General features: G+C 68.8%; 23 protein-coding genes and 2 pseudogenes. 12 read left to right on the forward strand and 13 right to left on the reverse strand.

Going from position 1 to position 18,538, the window contains the following annotated elements; genetic code table 11:
- Window positions 1-34 precede the first annotated feature (34 nt).
- Genes OG522_RS40825 through OG522_RS40835 form a run of 3 tightly spaced genes read left to right on the forward strand, consistent with a single transcriptional unit; the run spans window position 35 to window position 2,612 of the window.
- On the forward strand, window positions 35-952 hold the full coding sequence (locus OG522_RS40825) for a C40 family peptidase (RefSeq protein WP_329468708.1): 918 nt from the start codon (window positions 35-37) through the stop codon (window positions 950-952).
- Window positions 949-1,599 (forward strand): hypothetical protein, encoded by a 651-nt coding sequence (locus OG522_RS40830; protein ID WP_329468710.1) that lies wholly within the window; start codon window positions 949-951, stop codon window positions 1,597-1,599. The genes OG522_RS40825 and OG522_RS40830 overlap by 4 nt, the downstream gene beginning before the upstream one ends.
- Window positions 1,600-1,613: 14 nt before the next feature.
- A complete protein-coding gene (locus tag OG522_RS40835) occupies window positions 1,614-2,612 on the forward strand; it encodes a hypothetical protein (RefSeq protein WP_329468711.1) in 999 nt (332 codons plus the stop codon).
- 90 nt (window positions 2,613-2,702) lie between these two features.
- Here OG522_RS40835 and OG522_RS40840 read toward each other — a convergent pair whose 3' ends face one another.
- Together OG522_RS40840 and OG522_RS40845 are read right to left on the reverse strand one after the other, a co-directional pair.
- On the reverse strand, window positions 2,703-2,921 hold the full coding sequence (locus OG522_RS40840; protein ID WP_329468712.1) for a hypothetical protein: 219 nt from the start codon (window positions 2,919-2,921) through the stop codon (window positions 2,703-2,705).
- A gap of 815 nt (window positions 2,922-3,736) precedes the next feature.
- Window positions 3,737-4,216, reverse strand: a complete 480-nt coding sequence (locus OG522_RS40845; protein ID WP_329468713.1) for a hypothetical protein — start codon at window positions 4,214-4,216, stop codon at window positions 3,737-3,739.
- A 350-nt stretch (window positions 4,217-4,566) separates the two neighbouring features.
- Between OG522_RS40845 and OG522_RS40850 the strand changes: the two genes are divergently transcribed.
- A complete protein-coding gene (locus OG522_RS40850) occupies window positions 4,567-4,854 on the forward strand; it encodes a hypothetical protein (RefSeq protein WP_329468714.1) in 288 nt (95 codons plus the stop codon).
- Between the two features lie 76 nt (window positions 4,855-4,930).
- Here OG522_RS40850 and OG522_RS40855 read toward each other — a convergent pair whose 3' ends face one another.
- Together OG522_RS40855 and OG522_RS40860 are read right to left on the reverse strand one after the other, a co-directional pair.
- Entirely contained in the window at window positions 4,931-5,482 is a 552-nt protein-coding gene (locus tag OG522_RS40855; protein WP_329468715.1) for a GNAT family N-acetyltransferase, read from the reverse strand.
- A complete protein-coding gene (locus OG522_RS40860) occupies window positions 5,479-6,753 on the reverse strand; it encodes a Tat pathway signal protein (protein ID WP_329468716.1) in 1,275 nt (424 codons plus the stop codon). Before OG522_RS40860 ends, OG522_RS40855 begins: the two co-directional genes overlap by 4 nt.
- A 183-nt stretch (window positions 6,754-6,936) precedes the next feature.
- Between OG522_RS40860 and OG522_RS40865 the strand changes: the two genes are divergently transcribed.
- The 4 genes from OG522_RS40865 to OG522_RS40880 all read left to right on the forward strand — a co-directional run bounded on the left by OG522_RS40865 (window position 6,937) and on the right by OG522_RS40880 (window position 10,563).
- Window positions 6,937-7,266, forward strand: a complete 330-nt coding sequence (locus tag OG522_RS40865) for a DUF6415 family natural product biosynthesis protein (RefSeq protein WP_329468717.1) — start codon at window positions 6,937-6,939, stop codon at window positions 7,264-7,266.
- 122 nt (window positions 7,267-7,388) lie between these two features.
- Complete coding sequence (locus OG522_RS40870; protein WP_329468719.1) at window positions 7,389-8,546, forward strand: hypothetical protein; 1,158 nt, start codon at window positions 7,389-7,391, stop codon at window positions 8,544-8,546.
- Window positions 8,543-9,448 carry a lactate/malate family dehydrogenase gene (locus OG522_RS40875; RefSeq protein WP_329468720.1) on the forward strand — a complete coding sequence of 302 codons (906 nt, stop codon included), beginning with the start codon at window positions 8,543-8,545 and terminating at the stop codon, window positions 9,446-9,448. Before OG522_RS40870 ends, OG522_RS40875 begins: the two co-directional genes overlap by 4 nt.
- Entirely contained in the window at window positions 9,445-10,563 is a 1,119-nt protein-coding gene (locus OG522_RS40880; RefSeq protein WP_329468721.1) for a hypothetical protein, read from the forward strand. Before OG522_RS40875 ends, OG522_RS40880 begins: the two co-directional genes overlap by 4 nt.
- An 81-nt stretch (window positions 10,564-10,644) precedes the next feature.
- Here the strand turns inward: OG522_RS40880 and OG522_RS40885 are convergent, their stop codons facing one another.
- Window positions 10,645-10,767 (reverse strand): hypothetical protein, encoded by a 123-nt coding sequence (locus tag OG522_RS40885; RefSeq protein WP_329468723.1) that lies wholly within the window; start codon window positions 10,765-10,767, stop codon window positions 10,645-10,647.
- A 247-nt stretch (window positions 10,768-11,014) separates the two neighbouring features.
- Between OG522_RS40885 and OG522_RS40890 the strand changes: the two genes are divergently transcribed.
- Together OG522_RS40890 and OG522_RS40895 are read left to right on the forward strand one after the other, a co-directional pair.
- Complete coding sequence (locus OG522_RS40890; protein WP_329468725.1) at window positions 11,015-11,305, forward strand: tetratricopeptide repeat protein; 291 nt, start codon at window positions 11,015-11,017, stop codon at window positions 11,303-11,305.
- Window positions 11,306-11,428: 123 nt separating this feature from the next.
- A pseudogene (locus OG522_RS40895) lies at window positions 11,429-12,114 on the forward strand (recombinase family protein).
- Here OG522_RS40895 and OG522_RS40900 read toward each other — a convergent pair.
- The 4 genes from OG522_RS40900 to OG522_RS40915 form a co-directional block, all read right to left on the reverse strand.
- Window positions 12,024-12,539 (reverse strand): tyrosine-type recombinase/integrase, encoded by a 516-nt coding sequence (locus OG522_RS40900; protein WP_329468726.1) that lies wholly within the window; start codon window positions 12,537-12,539, stop codon window positions 12,024-12,026. The pseudogene OG522_RS40895 and the gene OG522_RS40900 overlap by 91 nt on opposite strands.
- Complete coding sequence (locus tag OG522_RS40905) at window positions 12,536-12,709, reverse strand: hypothetical protein (protein ID WP_329468727.1); 174 nt, start codon at window positions 12,707-12,709, stop codon at window positions 12,536-12,538. The genes OG522_RS40900 and OG522_RS40905 overlap by 4 nt, the downstream gene beginning before the upstream one ends.
- A gap of 97 nt (window positions 12,710-12,806) precedes the next feature.
- Entirely contained in the window at window positions 12,807-13,595 is a 789-nt protein-coding gene (locus OG522_RS40910; protein ID WP_329468728.1) for a hypothetical protein, read from the reverse strand.
- A 174-nt stretch (window positions 13,596-13,769) separates the two neighbouring features.
- Window positions 13,770-13,946, reverse strand: coding sequence for a hypothetical protein (locus OG522_RS40915; RefSeq protein WP_329468729.1), 177 nt, complete (start codon window positions 13,944-13,946; stop codon window positions 13,770-13,772).
- A 12-nt stretch (window positions 13,947-13,958) separates the two neighbouring features.
- On the opposite strand from OG522_RS40915, the gene OG522_RS40920 reads away from it, so the two are divergent.
- Window positions 13,959-14,141, forward strand: a complete 183-nt coding sequence (locus tag OG522_RS40920) for a hypothetical protein (RefSeq protein ID WP_329468731.1) — start codon at window positions 13,959-13,961, stop codon at window positions 14,139-14,141.
- A 419-nt stretch (window positions 14,142-14,560) separates the two neighbouring features.
- On the opposite strand, the gene OG522_RS40925 is transcribed toward OG522_RS40920, so the two are convergent.
- From OG522_RS40925 to OG522_RS40935, 4 genes and pseudogenes are all read right to left on the reverse strand, one after another.
- A complete protein-coding gene (locus OG522_RS40925) occupies window positions 14,561-14,863 on the reverse strand; it encodes a hypothetical protein (RefSeq protein WP_329468732.1) in 303 nt (100 codons plus the stop codon).
- A 162-nt stretch (window positions 14,864-15,025) separates the two neighbouring features.
- A pseudogene (locus OG522_RS41520) lies at window positions 15,026-15,199 on the reverse strand (helix-turn-helix domain-containing protein); the annotation flags it as partial.
- 907 nt (window positions 15,200-16,106) lie between these two features.
- Window positions 16,107-16,790 (reverse strand): recombinase family protein, encoded by a 684-nt coding sequence (locus OG522_RS40930; RefSeq protein WP_329468733.1) that lies wholly within the window; start codon window positions 16,788-16,790, stop codon window positions 16,107-16,109.
- Between the two features lie 169 nt (window positions 16,791-16,959).
- Window positions 16,960-17,991: a hypothetical protein gene (locus OG522_RS40935; protein ID WP_329468734.1), complete on the reverse strand. Its 1,032-nt coding sequence runs from the start codon at window positions 17,989-17,991 to the stop codon at window positions 16,960-16,962.
- Between the two features lie 301 nt (window positions 17,992-18,292).
- Between OG522_RS40935 and OG522_RS40940 the strand changes: the two genes are divergently transcribed.
- Window positions 18,293-18,517 carry a hypothetical protein gene (locus OG522_RS40940; protein ID WP_329468735.1) on the forward strand — a complete coding sequence of 75 codons (225 nt, stop codon included), beginning with the start codon at window positions 18,293-18,295 and terminating at the stop codon, window positions 18,515-18,517.
- Window positions 18,518-18,538: the final 21 nt, after the last annotated feature.

Here is an 18,538-nt window from a genome sequence, read left to right on the forward strand (position 1 = left end):
TGACGACAACAAGAGCGACGGCGGACACGGAAAATTGGTCCTTCTCGAAAAGGCCGTGCCCGAGCAGTACCGGAAATGGGTCATTGCGGCAGGCCAGCAGTGCCCCGAGGTGTCCAGCCCGCTCATCGCCGCGCAGATCGAGGCCGAATCCAACTGGGACCCCTACGCTGCGTCCCGGAACCCCGAGACGCACGAGGTGATCGCAGAAGGGATCTCCCAGTTCATCCCGGCGACCTGGGCCACTTGGGGCGTGGACGCCGACGGCGACGGAAAGGCCAACGTCTACACGCCGGCCGACGCGATCATGACGCAAGCCCGCTACGACTGCTATCTGGCCAAGGTGGTCAAGAGCTACAACCTGGCCGGCGACCAGACAAAGCTCATGCTCGCCGCCTACAACGCAGGCCCGTACGCGGTGCAGAGGGCGGGGGGTGTCCCGCAGATCCCGGAGACCCTGGACTACGTATCCAAGATCACGGCGCTGATGGCCAAGTACAGCCGGGCGATGCAAGACGGCGGGCCCACTTCCGAGTTCGGGCAGCGCGTTGCGGACAACGCGAAAAAATGGATCGGCACCCCCTACAGCTGGGGCGGCGGCAGTGTCGACGGCCCGAGCTTCGGGTTCGCCCAGGGCGCCAGCACTCGGGGGTTCGACTGCTCAAGCCTTGTGCAGTACGCCGTGTATCACGCGTCCGACGGAAAGATCATGCTGCCGAGGACCAGCCAGATTCAGGCCACCCAGGGCAAGGCCATCGACCCGGCGGACATCCGTGTCGGTGATGTGATCGCATTCGCGCTCAGCGGCGCTGGAGACTACGACCACATCGCCGTCTACGTCGGTCAGGGCCAGTTCGTGCACGCACCGCGCACCGGGGACAACGTCAAGGTGTCGTCCCTGGGCGACAGCTATTACAGCTCCAAACCGAAGACCATCAGGAGGTTCGGGCAGTGACCACGACACGGCAGCGGCGTGCGGCGGCCCTGGCGGCGGCCGCCGCCCTGGCGGCCCTGCTCGCCGGATGCAGTTCCGGCGGGCACGACGACCCGGCGCCCCCCGTCCCCAGCCGTCCCGCGCCGTCGGGCACCGGGCGCTATCCCGAGCCCCTGAACCCGGCGCCCGCGCCGTCCCTGCCTCCAGGCAAGAGCGGCCAGCCTCCCGGCGGCATCCCCTCCCCCGCAAGCGTCGACCAGAGCGACGCCACCGCGGTGAGCCGAGCCGCCCTGATCGCGCTGTCGACCTATGACACCGCCATCGACACCAGCCGCAACGACGCCGGCCGCCGGGCCGCCGAGGCCGGATGGTGCACCGAGGCCTACGCCGCACAGCTGCGCGGCGCAGCCGCCCACGCCGCCCCCGGCTCCGCCTGGACCCAGTGGGCCCAGCACCGCGCCTACACGACAGTGGCGGCGCAGAGCACCGAGGAGGCGGGCCGACCGGTCGACACCGCCACCACCGCCTACCGCCAGTGGACCCTCACACTCACCCCCAAAGGGCGCGACGGGTGGACCGGAACACCCGAAGTTCGCACCGTGTTCGCCGAGCTCACCCGCCCCGAGGCGGGCAAGCCCTGGCAGCTGAACTCCGTCAACTACCAGTAGCAGAGGAGCAGGACGTGGCCACCCCCGACCAGGTACCCGCCTGGCCCCTGTACGAGCTGCGGGCCGACGACGACGGAACCGTGACCCTGACCGGCCCGGCCGCCACCCCCGGCCCCTACCCCGGGCGCACGGAGGCCCTGGCCGCCGCCGCGGCCCTGGCCGCCCGACATCTGCGGCCCCCACGCGCCGTACGAGCCACAGCGATTGACGCCGATGGCACCGAATGGCCGCTCATCATCGCCACAGACGGCACCGCCCGCGAGGCAGGTCCCGCCCGGCGCCCCAAGGCCTCCCGCCGCAAGAAAAACGGCCAGCCTGCGCCCGTGCCCGCGTTCCCCGTCGCGCCGGTCCCCGCGCCGGCGCCCGCCATCGAGACGCATCCCGACCTGGCGCCCGCCCCCTTCCCGCCCGCCGTGGACGACGAGCCCAGCCGTACCGTGCGGATCGCATCCCCCCGCCGCTCCCGCGTCCCTGCCGACCCGCGCCAGCCCGCCGCCCCCACCGAACAGCACAGCCGCGCTCAGGAGACCGCCCCGCCGCAGGGCCCCGCCGAGCCCGCCGCCGACGAGCCCCGGGCGAAACCCGCCACCTATCTGCGGATCCGCACCCTCGCCGAGGCCGGACAGCTGACCGAGGCCAGGAGCGTGGCTGCCGAACTTGATGGCCAGGCCAGCCGGGTACACGGGCCCAGTCATCCCACCGCCCTGGAAGCCCGCGAGGTCCTGGCCCACATCACCGCCCAAAGCGGCGATCTGCCCACCGCCGTCCGCCTCTACCGCGACGTCGCAGAACGCTGGTGGCATCAGAACCTGCGGCAGGCCGCCGACCAGGCCGCAGGCCGCGCCCACGCCCTTTGGCTCCGCATCGCCGATCCTCACCAGGCCCTGGCCGCCGGGCAGGACGTCATCCGGATGCGACAGCAGATCCCCGGTCCCGACGGCCGCGCCTACCGCCAGGCCCTGCACCACATGGAACAGCTGGAGACCAATCACCAACCAGCTCCCCGTATCTGACGACTCGGCAGCACGGCGGCGGCCCCGGAAACTTCGGTCTCCGGGGCCGCCGCTTCCGTGCGTTGGTCAGGAAGTAGGTGCTCGGGTCGGTCACGGGGCGTTCAAGGTCTCGATACCCGCCTTCCAGGCGGCGATGTGCTCCAACAGGGCCTGGCGCGCCTGTGCGGGTACGGAGCTGCGGAGGTCGCGCACGGCCAGGGCGCGCTGCCACCAGGAGTCGCGCTCGGCCGGGTCTGCTGCGGCATCGGACCGGGCGGTGCACAGCCCGATCAGCTCGTTGGTGGTCTCGGCGAAGACGTCGTAGACCATCGCTGTAGGGGCCGCCGGCGTAGGGGGCGACCATGAAGTTTCTCCTCGCGGTTAGAGCGGTTCGGCGGCGTGGCCGCGATCCCCTAAGTACGGAACGGCAGTTGGGCCGTCGGCGCGATGAGTATGTCGATGGGATAGGCAAGTGCCGGAGGGCCGGGATCTGTCATCGTTCTGTCGCGCAGTCCAGTTATGGATCCCTGAAGCGGCCGGCGCAGGGTCGGGTGTCCAGCAACCGATCGTTTCCCAAACACCGCCCAGCCGAGATTTCTTCACCCACGAGCGTTCAGGAACCGTGCCCAAGAACGAAGTCACGACGCGCGTGAGTTCCAGACTTCCAGTGCGCAAGGTCAGCGTCAGCGACTGGCCCGTCGGCTGCCGGCTCTCGTCAGGTCTCGGGCCCGGCTTACCAGATCATCAGCAAGGCTCTGATCAGAAAGTGGCGGAAGACCCTCCTCGGTGCTGCAGCAGGGCGGTTTCGACCGCTCGCCCTGCGGTGGACGCTCCAAACCTGCCAGTTCGTAGAGAAGCGTGTACACGTCGTTGTGCGGATCGTCATCGTCGTGAGGTCCGACGATGACTATGATTGCTTCGTCCTCAGCAGTGAAAGCCACGACCACTCGCAGAGCCCGGGGCAGGTGTTTTACGCAGAGGTGCTCTACTACATCCCCGGTAAGCCTGTAGCCGAGGGCCTTACAGCCCTGGCTACGCAGCTCCCTCAGGAACTGGTCGTACGCAGCTCGGTGCATACGACGCAAGCCTGCGACCTGCTGTTTTGCGAGCGGTGTGACAGAGACCGTGACAGGCACCAGCGCAGCCTAGTGGGCTTGCGCTGCCTCTTCCTCGTCTTTGGTCAATGCTGGTTCGACCTGTCCCTCGCGCAGCTGCCGGAGGCTGGTCTTGAGGTCTTCTCGGTCGAGTAGAGCCGCGTCTTGCAGGCGGTTCCAGACGGAGTTGATGAGGTCCCTGTTGCGGCCCGCAGCCCGCAGCTCTTTCACCAGGTGGAGCACTCGGTGGAGCTGTATCGGGTCTACTCGCTGAGGGTGCTCGCTCGCCAGAGACAGTACTCCCTCAGCAACCCAGGTCCTGACGGTGCGATCGGTCAGCGCCAGCAACGACGCTGCGATCTTCAAGCGGACCGGCTCGGCAGTGCCGAGTGCAGCCTCAGCGACGCTACGAAGCTCCGTCGCTTGATCCGGCTCCCGGGACTCGATCCGTTCAGCTACGGCCTCGACCCGCTCTACGCGATCGAAGAGGGCTCTGACCTGCTTTTCTTCTCGTTCTAGTGTTTGCGTCATAGCGGCCTCCTCCCAGTTGCCTTACTTCAAAATATCCGAGCTTATTTAGAAGCCGCAATGGGAGCGGCGAAACGTTGCCTGACTTCAGGACCGTTGCGGCGAGCCTGCGAGCCCCCGACGGGAGCGTCCTACAGCGCCCCCGGCCTCAGGCGCGTGTACATGTCTGGAGAACCGTCCATCTTCAGCTCGTACCACCAGCCCGCCCCGGCGGCGGGAGGGCCGGGAGCGGCTGGGTGAGCGCGACAGAGACCGGGAACTCCACCCCTCCAGGCTGCCGCGCACCCGCCGCCGGGGTGCCCGACGGCGTGTAGGACGTGCCCAGTAAATCGAACGCGTGCTCTAATCAGGCCATGGTGCGAATCTTCCCTCCCGATCTTCTACAGGCCCAGCGCGAGTGGACCCGCACCTACGAAGCGCTCGCGCACCAGCCGTTCCGGACCGTGCTGCGCCGTCGCCTGCAACTGCTGTCCTCACGGATCGCTCGCCACTCCTACTGGAGCGCCAAGGGCGGACGCCCGTCCTCGGACCGAACCGAGCTGCGCCGCCAGGCCCGCGCTGCCGAGCAAGATGAGAAGAGACCGGCACACGGCCGAACGCCCGGGGACCCGGCTGTGCACCATTTGTTCAGCGGCCGGTGAGCTCGACCCGCTCCTCAGAGGGTTCGACCACATCCAGGACGCGTGAGCAGGGGCTGCGTCCCGCGGACGCAGTTGGTCAGGGCAGGGTGCGCAGCATGGTCGCGTAGACCGGGGAGTCGGGGAACGGCCGCTGATCGCCGATGTTGTAGTACCCCCAGGTTTCGTACAGGGCCTTGACCTTGGCGTGGGTGGGGTCGACCAGGAGTGTGACGCGCTCTTCGGGGCGGCCGTGCAGGAGCTCTTCGTGGATGCGGTGTGCGAGGCCGGTGCCGCGCCAGGGGGAGCGGACCATGATTTCGAAGAGGGCCAGGGTGCGTTGTCCGTTCTCGCGGCTCTGGTCCTCGGGCAGGGGGTTGAGCATGTGCGTCCACCAGCCGGTGCGCTCGGGCAGCGGGGAGGCGTAGGCGTAGCCCGCGGCCTCGCCCCGGTCGTAGGCGACGACGGCTTCCCAGCCGGGGCGGGAGGCGTGTCCGGACAGGCGGTCCTCGAAGCGTTCGATGGAGAAGAACGGGTCGGTCATCTCGTTCGCGTACACCTCGCCGTACAGGGAGACCAGTGTCGGACGGATCGCGTCGAGCTGGTCGCGGTTGTAGCGGATGAGCTCGGTGGTGGTCGGGCTGCTGGTCACGGGGTGGCTCCTCGGGGACGGGGGCGAACGGTCTGGGTGTGCTCGATCCACTCGCGGGTGACCGCGGTGTCGGGGGCGCGCATGGTCAGGGCGGAGGTGAACTTGCCCAACAGATGGGGGACCCGGCCGGTGGCGGCGCCAGCGGGAGGGATGACGTGGTGGGCGGTGGCGACGGCCTGCTCGATGTCGCCCTGCCGGAGTTGGGTGAGGGCGGCCTGCGCGGTGTAGTAGGCGCGGTTGCGGTGCTGGTCGGGGCGGAGCGCGGCGAGCGCGCGGTGGGTGTGGAACTCGGCCCGCTCGCCGTTGTCCAGGCGCAGGAGAGTGGCTCCGGCGAGACCGTGGAGTTCGCCCTCGGTGTAGAAGTCCATGCTGGCCGGGCGGTTCGCGCCGGGGTCGGCATGCGCGAAGGAGGCGGCGGCCCGGTCGAGGGCGCGCAGGGCGCGGGGGCGGTCCCCGGCGTCGGCGGCGGACAGGGCGAGCCGGGAGTGGGACAGGGAGGCGTACAGCGGGTCGGCCCGGTGCACCCGGGTGTTGGTGGCTGCCTCGGCGGCGGCGACCGAGTCGGTGTAGCGGCCGCGCTGGGAGGCCAGCATGGCGGCGTAGCGCCATGCCTGGTGCTGGACCTGGGCGTTCCCGGACAGCCCGGCCAGGGTGATGGCCTCCTCCAGGTGGCGCTGGGCGTCGTCGAAGTGGCGGGCGTCGACCGCGGCCCACATCGCGGCCGCGGTGAACGAGGCGGCCAGCGAGTAGAGGTGGCCGCGTACCCGCTGCGTGGCGCTCCCGTTGCGCTGGAGTCCGAGGGTCCGCGCCGCGAGGCCTTTGGCCCGGTTCTCCAGCTCGGTGCCGCCTCCGGTGGTGTCGTCTGTCAGCCACAGCGCGGTGAGTTCGTCGCGGAGCTCCTTTACCTCGGTGAATCCGACGGTGGGGCGGGCGGCAGCCGTGGGTGCACCGACGGCGAGGACGGTCCCGGTGGCGGCGGTGACGAACGTGCGGCGTTTCACGGGCTCCTCCTGCGACGGGGCGCGGCGGTTGGGGACGAATCCCAGGTCGGTGGGGGAGCGCCCGGTGATCGCTGCCAGAGCGAGACGCTGTGGTTCCCGGGGCCACCGGTTCTCGCCGGAGAGCCAGCGGAACACGGTGCGCTCACTGGTCGTCCCTACTCGCCCGGTGATCTGCCGCGTGGTGGTGTTGACCAGCTCGGTGAGGTCGGGGACCTCGACCTTGTTAGCGGCCATCCACGTGGCGAGCGCCCGGTTCTTACTCCGCGCCATACCGTCACGGTAGGGCGAGCAGCCGATCACGGAAAGTAAAGGCCGGGTCAATTCGTCAGCTGCTCCGCGAGTGCCCGTGCAGTTCTTCGTCATGGCCAACTCACCCCGGCAGGCGGTTACTTACTGCGTACGGCGTGCGGGCCCCGGGCCCCGCCGCACCGTCTTGCGGAAGGACCGCCCCTCATGGCCACCACCGAGCAGCACCACCGTCCCACGGCCACCGACATAGCCCGGGACGTCCAGCTCGCCGAGTCCCTGGCTCGATGGCCCGGCGACCAACGGGCCCAGGCGTGCCGGGAACGGCTGCGGGACTACATCCAGCTGCTCGCCGACCCGGCCGAGACGCAGGTACGCCTCATGCCCACCTCGCGGGCCCGCGACGTGGCCGAGCAGTCGATCCGCCACGCCCGCCGCCTTCTCGCCGACGGTCGGCACGGCGACCCCGGCGCCTGCCTCGCCCTGCTCGCCGGCGCGGTTCGCCACCTCATGCAGTACGCGGGAATGCCCCGCTGAGAGTCCTGCGCCGGGGCGGGCCCCACCCTCCGGCGCAGCCCCCGCCCGCCCCGGAAGGGGCGGGCCCCTCACCCCTTCCTGTAGCGGCACGCTGAGCTGGTGTGCCGGAGAGGAGCACGACCGTGGCGCCCACCATGACGCCGATTCCGGCGACCGTCCTGTTCTCGTACGCGGACCAGCAGATCCGCCGGTCGGCCCGCGCCCTGTGGCCGGGATCCCAGATAGACCTGGGGCCGCACGTTCCCTCCGTGACCGGCTACGTGCGGACCATCAGCCTCGACGGCACCCCGCTGTTCGCCAAGTACTCGCTGCTCGGCCTGTCGCTGGTATCGGTGCTGCGGGGCACCTGCGGCTCCTGGACGGCCGTCCAACAGGCCCAGGACGCCTATGTCTCCTCTCCCCGCGCATTGTTGGGACGGGAGGCAGGACAACTGCGGCTGTTGCGCCGGGCGGGCCTGAAGACGCCGCACGTGGCCGGGCTCGACAGCGGCGTCCTCTTCACCATGCCCGTGGCCGGGCCGACCCTGGGCGACCTGCTCGCCAAGGAACCCGAGCGCACGGAGGCCCTGATCACCGGCGTGCTGCGCACCCTGCGCGAAGGCTTGCGCCGGATCGACACCACCGAGGCCGAGGCCGTGGCGATCGGCGAGCGGTCGATCCCGGCGACGTTCACCCGCAAGTTCAACGGCCTCTCCGGGACGGCTTACTTACGGCAGGCCGGGCCGCACTGCTCGGTGCTGACCGCCATCGTCGGCCGCCTCCAGCGCATGCGGATGGCCCCGGTGCCCGGCTCGCGGCCGCTCGTGTACGGCGATCTCAAGCCCGAGCACGTGGTGTACGTCAACGGCCCCGACTGCGCCCCGGTCTTCATCGACCCCGGCATGGGGCGCGGCCGCCCGCAGGCCGACCACGCGAAACTCCTCTCGCGTCTGATCCTGTCCCTATTCGCGAACCCGCCCGTTCCGGCCGCCGTGCACGCCATCACCACCGGGCTGTCGGCCGTGGTGGAGCACGCCGTTGCCGGGCTCGGCAAGCCGGAGCGGTCGGCGTGGCTGCGGGAGCTGGTGCTGCTGTGGCTGATGGACACCGTCAACATCGTCTCCACCTACCTGACTTGCCCGGTGGTACTGCCCCTGCCGCCCCAGGCCGTGACCATCACCGAGCGGGCCGCCTCCCTGTTGGGTCTCCTCGACGCCGTGAGCACGGACCTGACCACACGTGACCCGCGCACCGTCTGGTCTCTCGCGCTCAGCCGTCTGTCGGAAGGTGTTGCGCGATGACCGGCCATACGGTGGGCATCGTCGGAGCCGGCGCCGTCGGCCAGACCGTCGGCGCCCTCCTCGTCACGGCGCCCTGGTGCACGGGCGTCAAGGTCCTCTCCCGCACGGTACCGGCGGCCGCGGGCCTGGCCTGCGATCTGGAAGACCTGGCCGTGGTGACCGGCTCCCCGGCCTGGGTGAGCCACGCCCGCGGCCCGGACGAACTCGCCACCTGTGACGCAGCGGTCATCTGCCCGCGCGCCCTGTTCACCAACAGCGCCCGCACCGACGTCCGCATGGCCGGACTGGCCGCGAACGCCCCCGTGATCGTGCGCCTCGCCCGGGGCCTGAAGGACTACCGCGGCGTGGTGATCGTGGTGACCAACCCCGTCGACGTCATGACCCGCCTGTTCGCCGAAGTGGCAGGCACCAACAGGGTGTTCGGGATCGGCTCCCACACCGACACCGCCCGCTACCGCATCGCCCTGGCCCACCGGCTCCGCGTACCGCTGACCGCCGTGGGCGCCCACGTGGTCGGCGAGCACGGCGACAGCGCGGTTCCCTGTGCCACCACCCTCCACGGCCACGCCCTGGACCTCATCCCGGACGGCGCACTTGCCGATGCCAGAAGCAGGCCCGCGCTCATCAACGCAGGCATCGGCCGCACCCGCTGCGGGCCGGCCGGGGCCGTCCTGGCCGCCCTCACCCACGCCCTCGGACTCACCGACGGCACCCTGGAACTCTCCACCCGCCACCGCGGCGCCTGGATCGGCGTCCCGGTGCAGTTCACCGCCGGGCAACCGACCGTAGCCCTGCCCCGCCTCACCCCCGACCAGGACACCGCCCTGGCGGCGGCCGCCGCAAAACTCGACACCGCGTACCGGGCCGCCGCCCCGTACCTGCCCCGAAGGACCGCATCGTGACCCTCCCTCAGCAGTACGCCACCCACATCCAGGCCAGCACCTGCTCGGTCACCGTCGCCTCCTACAGCGAACCCGTCGCAACCTGGGCTCGGCAGTACTTCGGGCAGTGGTGGCACGCCGCCCCCGAGCACCCCCCGTACGGCCGGAACCTCGTGGAGGCCGACATCGACCCGGCCGGGCTCGCAGCAATCACCCAGGACGTCCTCGACTACCCGCACCAGCAGACCACCTACGCGAACACACCCATGCTCCACCGGCGCACCCCGGGCCGGGCCGTCCTGGCGGCCCAGCCCGACGACCAGCTCGCCTACCGCTACGACCGCGGAGCCGGACTGCTGCGGATCGTCGGCGACGAACAGAGGACTGTCGCACTCGCCGCCGCCCGCCTGGCCCGCGAGACGATCCGAGGACAGCTACTGCTGGACGGCTGGTCGATCCTGCACGCCTCCGCCGTCACCAACGAGCACGGAGAGACCGTTTTGACGTTCGGCCCCAAGGGGGCAGGCAAGACCACCGTCGGCCTCCTCCTGGCCCGCCAGGGCTGGCGACTGCTGGCCAACGACCGGGTGTTCGTCAAGCCAGCCGGGGACCACGTACGCGTCCTGCCCTGGCCATCAGCAGCCGCCATCGGCTTCGGACTGCTCGACGCCCTCGGCCTGTACGACCCGGTCGCCGACCGGGTCAAGAAGGGCGAGGAACTCCACCCCACGCAGGACCAGACCGTCACCGACGCCCTGATGACAGGCTCCCGCACCCCGATCCGCAACGCCAAAGGCAAAGAGCTCAAGCCCCAGTTCCACCCGCACCAGCTCGCCGACTGGCTCGGCCTCACCCTCGCCACCGAAGGCCGCGCCGCCCGCCTCCTGTTCCCCACCGTCACCCCGGACACGGCGCCCACCGTCCTCGACCACACCCCCACACTCACCGACGCGGACTTCTTCACCGCCGCCACCGAAGACCGCTACCCCGACACATTCGACCTGCTGCCCGTCGGCGCCAGCCAAGACGCCGACCGTCTCACCGAACTGCTCGCCACACTCCCCCACCACGCCCTGGCCCTGAGCCACGACGCCGACGCGAACACCGCACTGCTCACGAAGGCGGTGGCAGTGTGACCACCGCGTAGCAAGCCCCACAGAGGCGCGGACCCCGGCCATCTTTGGCCAGGGTCCGCGCTTTTCGGCATGGCAGCGCAGTCAGTCGCTGGGCTGGAGGGAAGGAACGTGCCGCCTGACCAGGGCAGGCGGGTGCTGCGGGTCGAGGCGGAAGCCCCGTCGCTGGTAGGCGCGGGCGAGCTGCTCGGTGCGGGCGGCGGCCACCAGGCCGATGCCGTGGGCGTCTGCCGGAGCGCGAGGCGTACGAGGCGGCCGGCGGAGAGCGGGTCGCCCGCGGCGACGGCGAACAGAAGGTGAAGACGAGGAGTAGCCCCCGGCGGGCCGAGCGGCACGGGCTGCCTCCGGTGAGGTTGTCGCAATCCCGCCCGGCCCCGGAAACCTCCGCCTACGGTGCCGATATGAAGAACATTCTCCGCAAGACAGCGCCGCTGTCCGAAGCGAGTGGCATGGGGTGGCGGGGGATGCGGCCGGTGCGGCCGCGGCGTTCGAGCAGATACTGGCCGACCGGCAGCGGGTACTGGGTCCGGATCACCCCAACACCCTGACCGCCCGTAAAGACCTCGCCGTGTTGCATGGGTTGACGGGGGATTCGGCCGATGCGGCCCGCGCGCTCGCCGAACTGCTGGCCGACTGCGAGCGCGTGCTGGGTCCGGATCACCCCAACACCCTGGCCGTCCGTAGCCATCTCGCCCGGTTGCGGGGCAGGGCAGGGGGCGATGCTGTTGATCTATCGACCGGTTGATGAGCCAGATCAGTAAGTGGCGGCGCGCGACCGGATCGGCGCCGGATCATGCCCATAAAACGGTGTCAGAAAGTCGATGTGTTCAAGAACTTGAGGAGCACCCTTTTCTGTACGAGCTGGCGGGTGCAGCCACCCCAGGACGACGACGCCGATCTCCTCGCCCCCGTTCCGGCCGTACGGACCGGCGGCCTTGTGGGATACGCACGCGTGTCCACCAAGGGGCAACTGCTTGATCGGCAGATCCACGCACTCACCGAAGCAGGGTGCATCCGGATCTTCGCCGACAAGAAGTCCGGCAAGAACGCCGAACGCGAGGAACTGGGGAAGGTCCTCGACTACCTGCGCGAGGGCGACACCCTCGTCGTCCCTTCGCTGGACCGGCTCGGCCGCTCCATCCAGGACCTCATCGCCATCGTGTCCGGCCTGCGCAAGCGCGCGTCGGCTTCACCTCGCTGCACGAGGCGCTCGACACGACCACGCCCGGCAGGCGCCTGGTCTTCCACGTCTTCGCGGCCCTGGCGGAGTTCATCCGCGAACTCATCGTCCAGGGCACCAACGAGGGCCTGGACGCAGCCCGCGCCCGCGGCGCCCGACTCGGCCGCCCGCCGGCGATGACCGACGAACAGGTACGTCACGCCCGCGACCTGCTCGCCCGCCCGGAGAACACCGTCACCTCGATCGCCAAGCTCCTCGGCGTCTCCCGCAACACCATCTACAACTACGTGCCCGAACTGAAGGGCGGTCGCCTCGCACTCGCCGAGGCGACCAACACGCCAGAACTGCCCCAACCCACCAGGTCAGAAGACTGACCACCGCCGTTTGCGGCTGGTGACACGGTTCTTACCGGCACCCCATGTTCCATGGCGCCGGCGACGTCGGCGGCGAGGCCGTAACCGGGGCTGTCGTCGAGGAGTTCCTTGCGTTTGTTGTAGCGCTGGGTGGTTCGGAAGTCGCGGTGGTCGGCCCAGCGCTGGATCTTGTCGGGGCGGGCGTCCGGCCTGGCCAGGGCGTGGGTGATGGCGTCGTTCTTGGTGCCGTGCGGGCCGCGCGGCGTCAGCCCGGCGCGTTTGGCCAGGGACTGCAGCAGCCGCCACACCGCCGGTTCGTCGAGCCGGTTGCCGCTGGCCGTGCAGAACAGCCACCCGTGGTGCGGCCGTCGAGGTAGTCCTGTAGTGCGTCCCAGGCGACGGGTGGGATGGGCTTCTTCTTCCGGCCGGCAGCAGTGGGCCCTCACCGGGTAACGATCGGAGTCACGATCGAGGTCATTACGGCGGCGCAGGCCAGGCCGACGAGAAGCGGTTCGCGAGAAGCCGGGTGGCGGTACGCCAAGTAGACGAGCGACCCGCAAACAAGGACGGAGACCGAAACGAGCAGGACGGCAACGAGCAGGACGATGGTGGACATGGCCTGGTTCCCTTCGAAGTTCGGCATGAGGCTGGCGGTCCGGCGTCCCAACTGGCTGGAGGAGGCCGGACGAAGGGCAGCCTGCGGTGACCGAGGGCTAGCCGCGCAACTCGTGAGTGCACGAGTTGCTGACGCGCTGGGCGATCCGGCGCCGTTGTTCGAGGGCCAGGCGCTTGGTCTTGCGTCGTACGCGCTCGCCAACGGCATCCGGGTCGGAGGCGCCGGTGGTGGCCGCAGCCTCGGTCCAGGTGGTGCCCTTACCTTCGGCGTAAGCGAATAGCACCTGCCGTTCGACCGGATCCAGGCCGCGAAGGACGCCGTTGAGGCGTGCGTCCTCGAACACCCCGCCCGCAGTGTGGGAGAGCAGGTCGACGCTGGCGGCGACCAGGTCGTACAGCGACAGCCCGTCACTGAGGTCCGCGTCCAGCGACAGCACCCGGCCGTGCCGGGTGCCCCGTCGCCACACCGGCACGAGCTGCCGGTGCACCGTGCGGGTCTCGGCCCGCAGCGCGCCCAGGGCGGTGAACGGCAGCACCCCGGTCTCCAGGAAGGGCGCACACCAGTTACCCAGCAGGGCCGTTGACGCGGCCTCCCTCCATCGCTCGCTGCTCGGCTGCGCCAGCACCTTGGTGAGCAGCCGGTCGACCGCTTGGTCGAGTGCCTTGGTTCCGTCGCCCAGACGCAGGAGTCCCGCTGCTGCCGGACGGCAGATCAACGCCTGACACAAGTCCGATGTGGGGTCCACCATCTGCACCTCGGTGCCCGGTGGGGTGTCACTGATGCGGATACCGTCGGGGGTTTCCTCGACGTACGTGAGCAGGGAATCTCCCTTCTTGCGCGCCGGGATCGGCATCAAGTTGCCCTGCTTGTATGGCGGGAGAGGCATCAGGCGGGGGCGATCGGGGTGCTGGTGTTGCATGACGCAGTGCTCCGTGGGCGAGTGATGGGTGTGTCATCTTTCGGTCCCGGGAGACCTTCCGACCGGCAAGGAATCCTCAGGCAGATCGTGTGATCCGCATCACTCCATCGTTGTCGGGGGCCTCTGCCCCATGCGCACGGCCTAGGTCATGGTCTGTTCCAATGCGCCGCCGAGGCCGTAGCCGGGGCTGTCGTCGAGGAGTTCCTTGCGCCGGTTGTAGCGCTGGGTGGTGCGGGCGTCGTTGTGCTCGGCCCATCGCTGGATCTTGTCGGGGCGGGCGTCCGGCTTCGCGAGGGCGTGGGTGACGGCGTCGCCCACTCCATGCTCTCCATGGCCCTCCACCTCCGCGACCAGGAGATGAGCCTGCGCGACATCGCCAAGCGCCTCGTCATCACCACCGGCGCGAAGAAGGGCCAGCACCCCTCACCCGCCACCGTCATGCGAATGCTGCGCGAGCACGACCAGCTGACCGCCAACCCCGGTCACTCTGAGCTACTTGTCCCTCTGCCGTAGCTACCCGAGCGTAAGGCCGACGCGAACGCCTCCCGCCAGCCGTTCCGCAGGCCACGGCCCACGGCCCGCCAGGAGGACAGGAAGCAGCTGCACCCGCGCCCCTCCCGGCAGGGGCAGTCGGCCGCGTGCCCGCGCACGGCGAGCCGGACGAGGACGAAGGGGAGCACGACCAGATCAGCGAGCAGGACGAACGGAGCGACGAGGAGGACCAGGACATGAGAGCGCCAGCGGCGCGTGTTCGTGTTCATGGTCGGAAGTCTGGAGGCGTTGCCCTGTGGATAGTTTCCGCCGAGCACGGGTGACGCTCCGTCAGAACGGTCTGTCCGGGGCTGGATAGGATCTGTTCGACGTCACAGTTATGCCGATACCTGCGACGACGAACGGCCCCTCGTGAGAGGGGCCGTTCGTGGCGCGGACGGTTACCCGAAGGTCGCCGTAACGGAGGTGAGTCCCGGCATCCACTGGGACTCAGGGCCCTGCAGAGCCTTCAGGCGTCGCCAGGTGAACACCCAGACGTCGAGGTTCTTGTCGCGGATTCCGCAGGCGTACAAGTACGCGACGAACCGCTCGTACTTGGGCACCTCCTCCGAGTTGAGCATCGCCCCGACGCTGCTCTTGCTCAGACGACCCTTACCGCGCGTCTCCAGCGTGCGCAGCGACGGCGATCCAGCCCAGATCCGTACGGCGCGAAGGGCTTCAACGAGCTGGGCCGGCGTGGCCACCGTCAGAGGGTCCGGCTGGCCGAACTGAGGCAGCGGAATGTCGCTGCGGAATGCGAGCTCAGGCCGCCGTTCCCGCCGGGCATCTCGAGTTGCTCGTGCCTCTTCCCAGAGCCGGAGCATCAGCCGTGCCTGAGGGTCGGTTGCATTCGCCACGCTCAGGATCCGGACAAGGGTCTCGCGGGTGGGGAGAGCCCCTCCGCTGAGAGCCTGGGAGAGTGTGGCGCGACCTATCCCGGCCATTTTCGCAGTTGCGGTAGCTGTCAGATTGCGGTCCAACAACAAATCGTTGAGCCCCCGAGCGAAGGCAGCGTTCTGGCGCTCTTCATCCGTTGGCATCGGCGCTACCTCCGCCCTCGGCCCATGACGCGCTTGGAGCGCCTGGCGAGCCTGGCGAGCCTGGGGGCGAGCGCGCGGAGCGGCCTATCGGCGGCGCCGATGAGGACCGCGGCCAAGACCGCGCCAGCCACTTCCACGGCGTGGCCACCGAACCAGAGCCACCCCAAGGCGATCAACGGCACGCCGATTGCGAGAAGGGAGCGGCCGAAGCCGAAGGATCGCGGGATGGGTGGACGCAGCACGCATCCGTTCGTTGGCAGCGTGGAGGGCTGAAGTGCCCAGCCACCCTGCGTGTAGAGCCACAGCATGAGGAAACCTCCATGAGGTTCGTCGTCCTAGCCCGGACGTGAGAAGAAGGGGTTTCGCAGACCCCGAGGCAGCGCCCTCGCTCCCTCACTATGAGCATGGCGGGGTGTCGTCGCAGAAGGCAACTTCCGTTAATTCGGGCATCAGTTGGTGTCATTGACGGGCCGACTGCTCGATCGGTCAGCAGATTTCATCGGCGCCGAGGGGCGAGGATGCCGCTTCGTCCGTGTACCCGTTCCAGGACCGTCCAGGACTGTCCGAGACTGTCCACAGAAGCTGTCGGCGTAGTCCAGCAGGCCACAGCAAATCTGCAGCTCAGTTGCCTACATGGCGAACCCAGGCGCTTAGACTGTCCAGAACTGTCCCAACCCGTCCTGGAGCGTCCGTGCCGGCTGGCCAGCCAGCTGGCTGGCGTGGATAGTAATGGTCGAGCCCAGTCCGCCTAGCCCGGACGAACTCTCTTAGGCGCCTGTTCGCAGCGGGAGCCTAGTGTGTGACCAAGGCCACACGAGTTACGACGTCGCCCGCATCCTTGATGCGGGCTTTCGTCGTTCTCATCCCCCGCGCTACGCCCAGAAGGGCACGCTGCAGACCCCGTTGATCACCGGGCTGATTTCGGCAGGGCCGCTGGGCGAGCGCTCGGGACGAGCGAGTCACGTCCGGCCGCCAATTCGGGCACGTACTTGTAGAGCGTGGTGCGGGAGACGCCCAGCAGCTTGGCGATCGAGGTGATGGTGTTCTCCGGGTCGGTCAGCAGGCCCCGGGCGTGGCGGATCTGCTCCTCGGTCATGGCGGGAGGTCGGCCGATCCGTTCGCCGCGGGCGCGCGCGGCCGCCAGGCCCTCATGGGTGCCCTGCACGATCACCTCGCGGATGAACTCTGCGAGCGCGGCGAACACGTGGAAGACCAGGCGGCCGCCGGGTGTGGTGGTGTCGAGGGACTCGTGCAGCGATTGGAAGCCGATCCCGCGCTTGCGCAGTCCGGCCACGATGGAGATCAGGTCCTGGATCGAACGGCCCAGCCGGTCGAGGGAGGGCACCACGAGCGTGTCGCCGGGCCGGAGGTAGTCGAGGCACTTCCACAGTTCCTCGCGCTCCGCGTTCTTTCCGGACTTCTTGTCCGTGAACACCCGCACACAGCCGGCCGCTTCCAGAGCCGCGATCTGCCGGTCGAGCAGCTGCCCCTGGGTGGACACCCGCCCGTACCCGACCTGGGCCCCGGACGCGTTCGCGGGGAAGGTCTCCATCGGGCTGTCGGCGTCAGCCCACTCTGCGGTCGTCGTCATGTCCAGCACCGTACAGAAAAGGGGCCCAAGAGGTTCTTGAACACGCCGAGTTGATGAACACTCTTCTTGGACACGTAGAGCTGATTCTCCGCCCGCTGTTGCCCGCGAACAGCGTGCTGTCCAACAACCGGTCGGTTGATGAACGAGCCTCGCCCTAGGGCCCTTGGTCCTACTGCAGAGGTCGACGCCATTCGTTGATGGTGTGGCGGCGTTTGAGCACTGGTAGGACGACCTGACCGGCGTCTCTGTCGAAGGCGTCTAGCTGAAGCACGATTCGGTGACAGACGAGGTCGGTGCCGTTGTACTTCTTCCACTTACCGTCGTCGTGCCGTTTGGGGGGACGGTGCACGTCGAGGAGTTGGAAGGCTTCGAGCGGCTGGTGCGTCTCGTATGCGTCACGGCCAAGGCCGTAGAAGCCGTGCCGAGTGTTGCTCAGGACGTAGCCGTAGGTCAGGGTCCCCCCGCCCTCGACGGCAAGGTGCGTGGCGTCGAACTTCATGATGTCGAACCACATGAGGAGGGCGGCGATCTCGCTCGTGGTGAGGACGTGTACCCATCCGTTCGTGAAGAATCCGACGGGAATCTCTAGGTACTGCTCGGTGTCGTTGGGGACCGTGTACGGGATGTTCGTGGCCCCGGCGTTGTTGCTCTTGCCGTTCTCGCAGAGCAGCAGGACGCCCCGGCGGACCTCGCCGGCGATGCCGCTAGCCGACGTGAGGAGGCCCATGCGCTCCAGCGTCTTCATGGCCTCAGCGATCTGCCTGATCTTGTTCGTCCGGACCGAGGACGCCTGAACACCTGGGCCTGTGTACTTGGCGACCGTCGCGGCCAGCCCCAGCCAGGAGTCTGTCTCCTCGGAGTTCGGCTCGATCGGGTACGGCTTCGGCCACTCTCTTCCAGTGGCGGCCTCGCACTGTGCGGCGAACAGCATCAGCAGGAACAACTTCAGCGTCAGGCCCTTGGGCGAGATCATCTGTGCGCTGAGAGGTCGCTTGGACTTCGGCAGAGGCTTCCGCTCGTCCTCGACCAGCCCGCCGAACACCTCCAGCCGGACGAAGGACCGTCGAACCCTTACCACCTGTGGCATACGGCCACGTTCGTGGATCTCGCGCGCCTTCTTGGCCGCGTTGGCGAGCTCACCCTTGGCCTGCATCAGCTCCAGTTGGTCCTTCCGGACCTCGACCTTGCCGTCCTGCGCCACAGCCCTACCCCAAGAAGATTTCGACTGTTTATCCCCTACGGATTGATCCGCATGTGACGGTATCCATGTCTATTCCATCTATCTGTCATTTGAATATTGAAGGTGTCGACATGAGGATCAATCCGTTCGACAGCATACCTGAGGCGCTGTCAGGCCGGGCTCAAACTTGAGGTCATTGGGGGAAACCACCCCCGTGCACGGGCCGGAATCCCTTCCCGTGGATGTTCCTCAGGACCAGGGCAGCAAGCCGGCAAGCAGAACTGCCCTGGTACCTGTGCACCACAAGAAAGAGGTAACCCTCTTGGCAAACGACGGTACCGCAGGACGCCCAGCCCAGCACCAGCCCGCCATCTCCGTCCGCAGGCGGCACGCTGAGGGCCGCCTGGCGTGGTGCCAGTTCGCCTTCTCCGTCATCTGCGTCATCGGAGGAGTCGCGCTGTGCCTCACCGGCAACCCCGGCGCAGGTATCCCCCTCATCGGGGTCGGGGCCTGGAGTCAGGTCAGGGTCGTGATCAACCTGCGATGAGTCGGGTGGCCCAACTCATCG

The organism is Streptomyces sp. NBC_01431, assembly GCF_036231355.1.
Classification (GTDB): domain Bacteria; phylum Actinomycetota; class Actinomycetes; order Streptomycetales; family Streptomycetaceae; genus Streptomyces.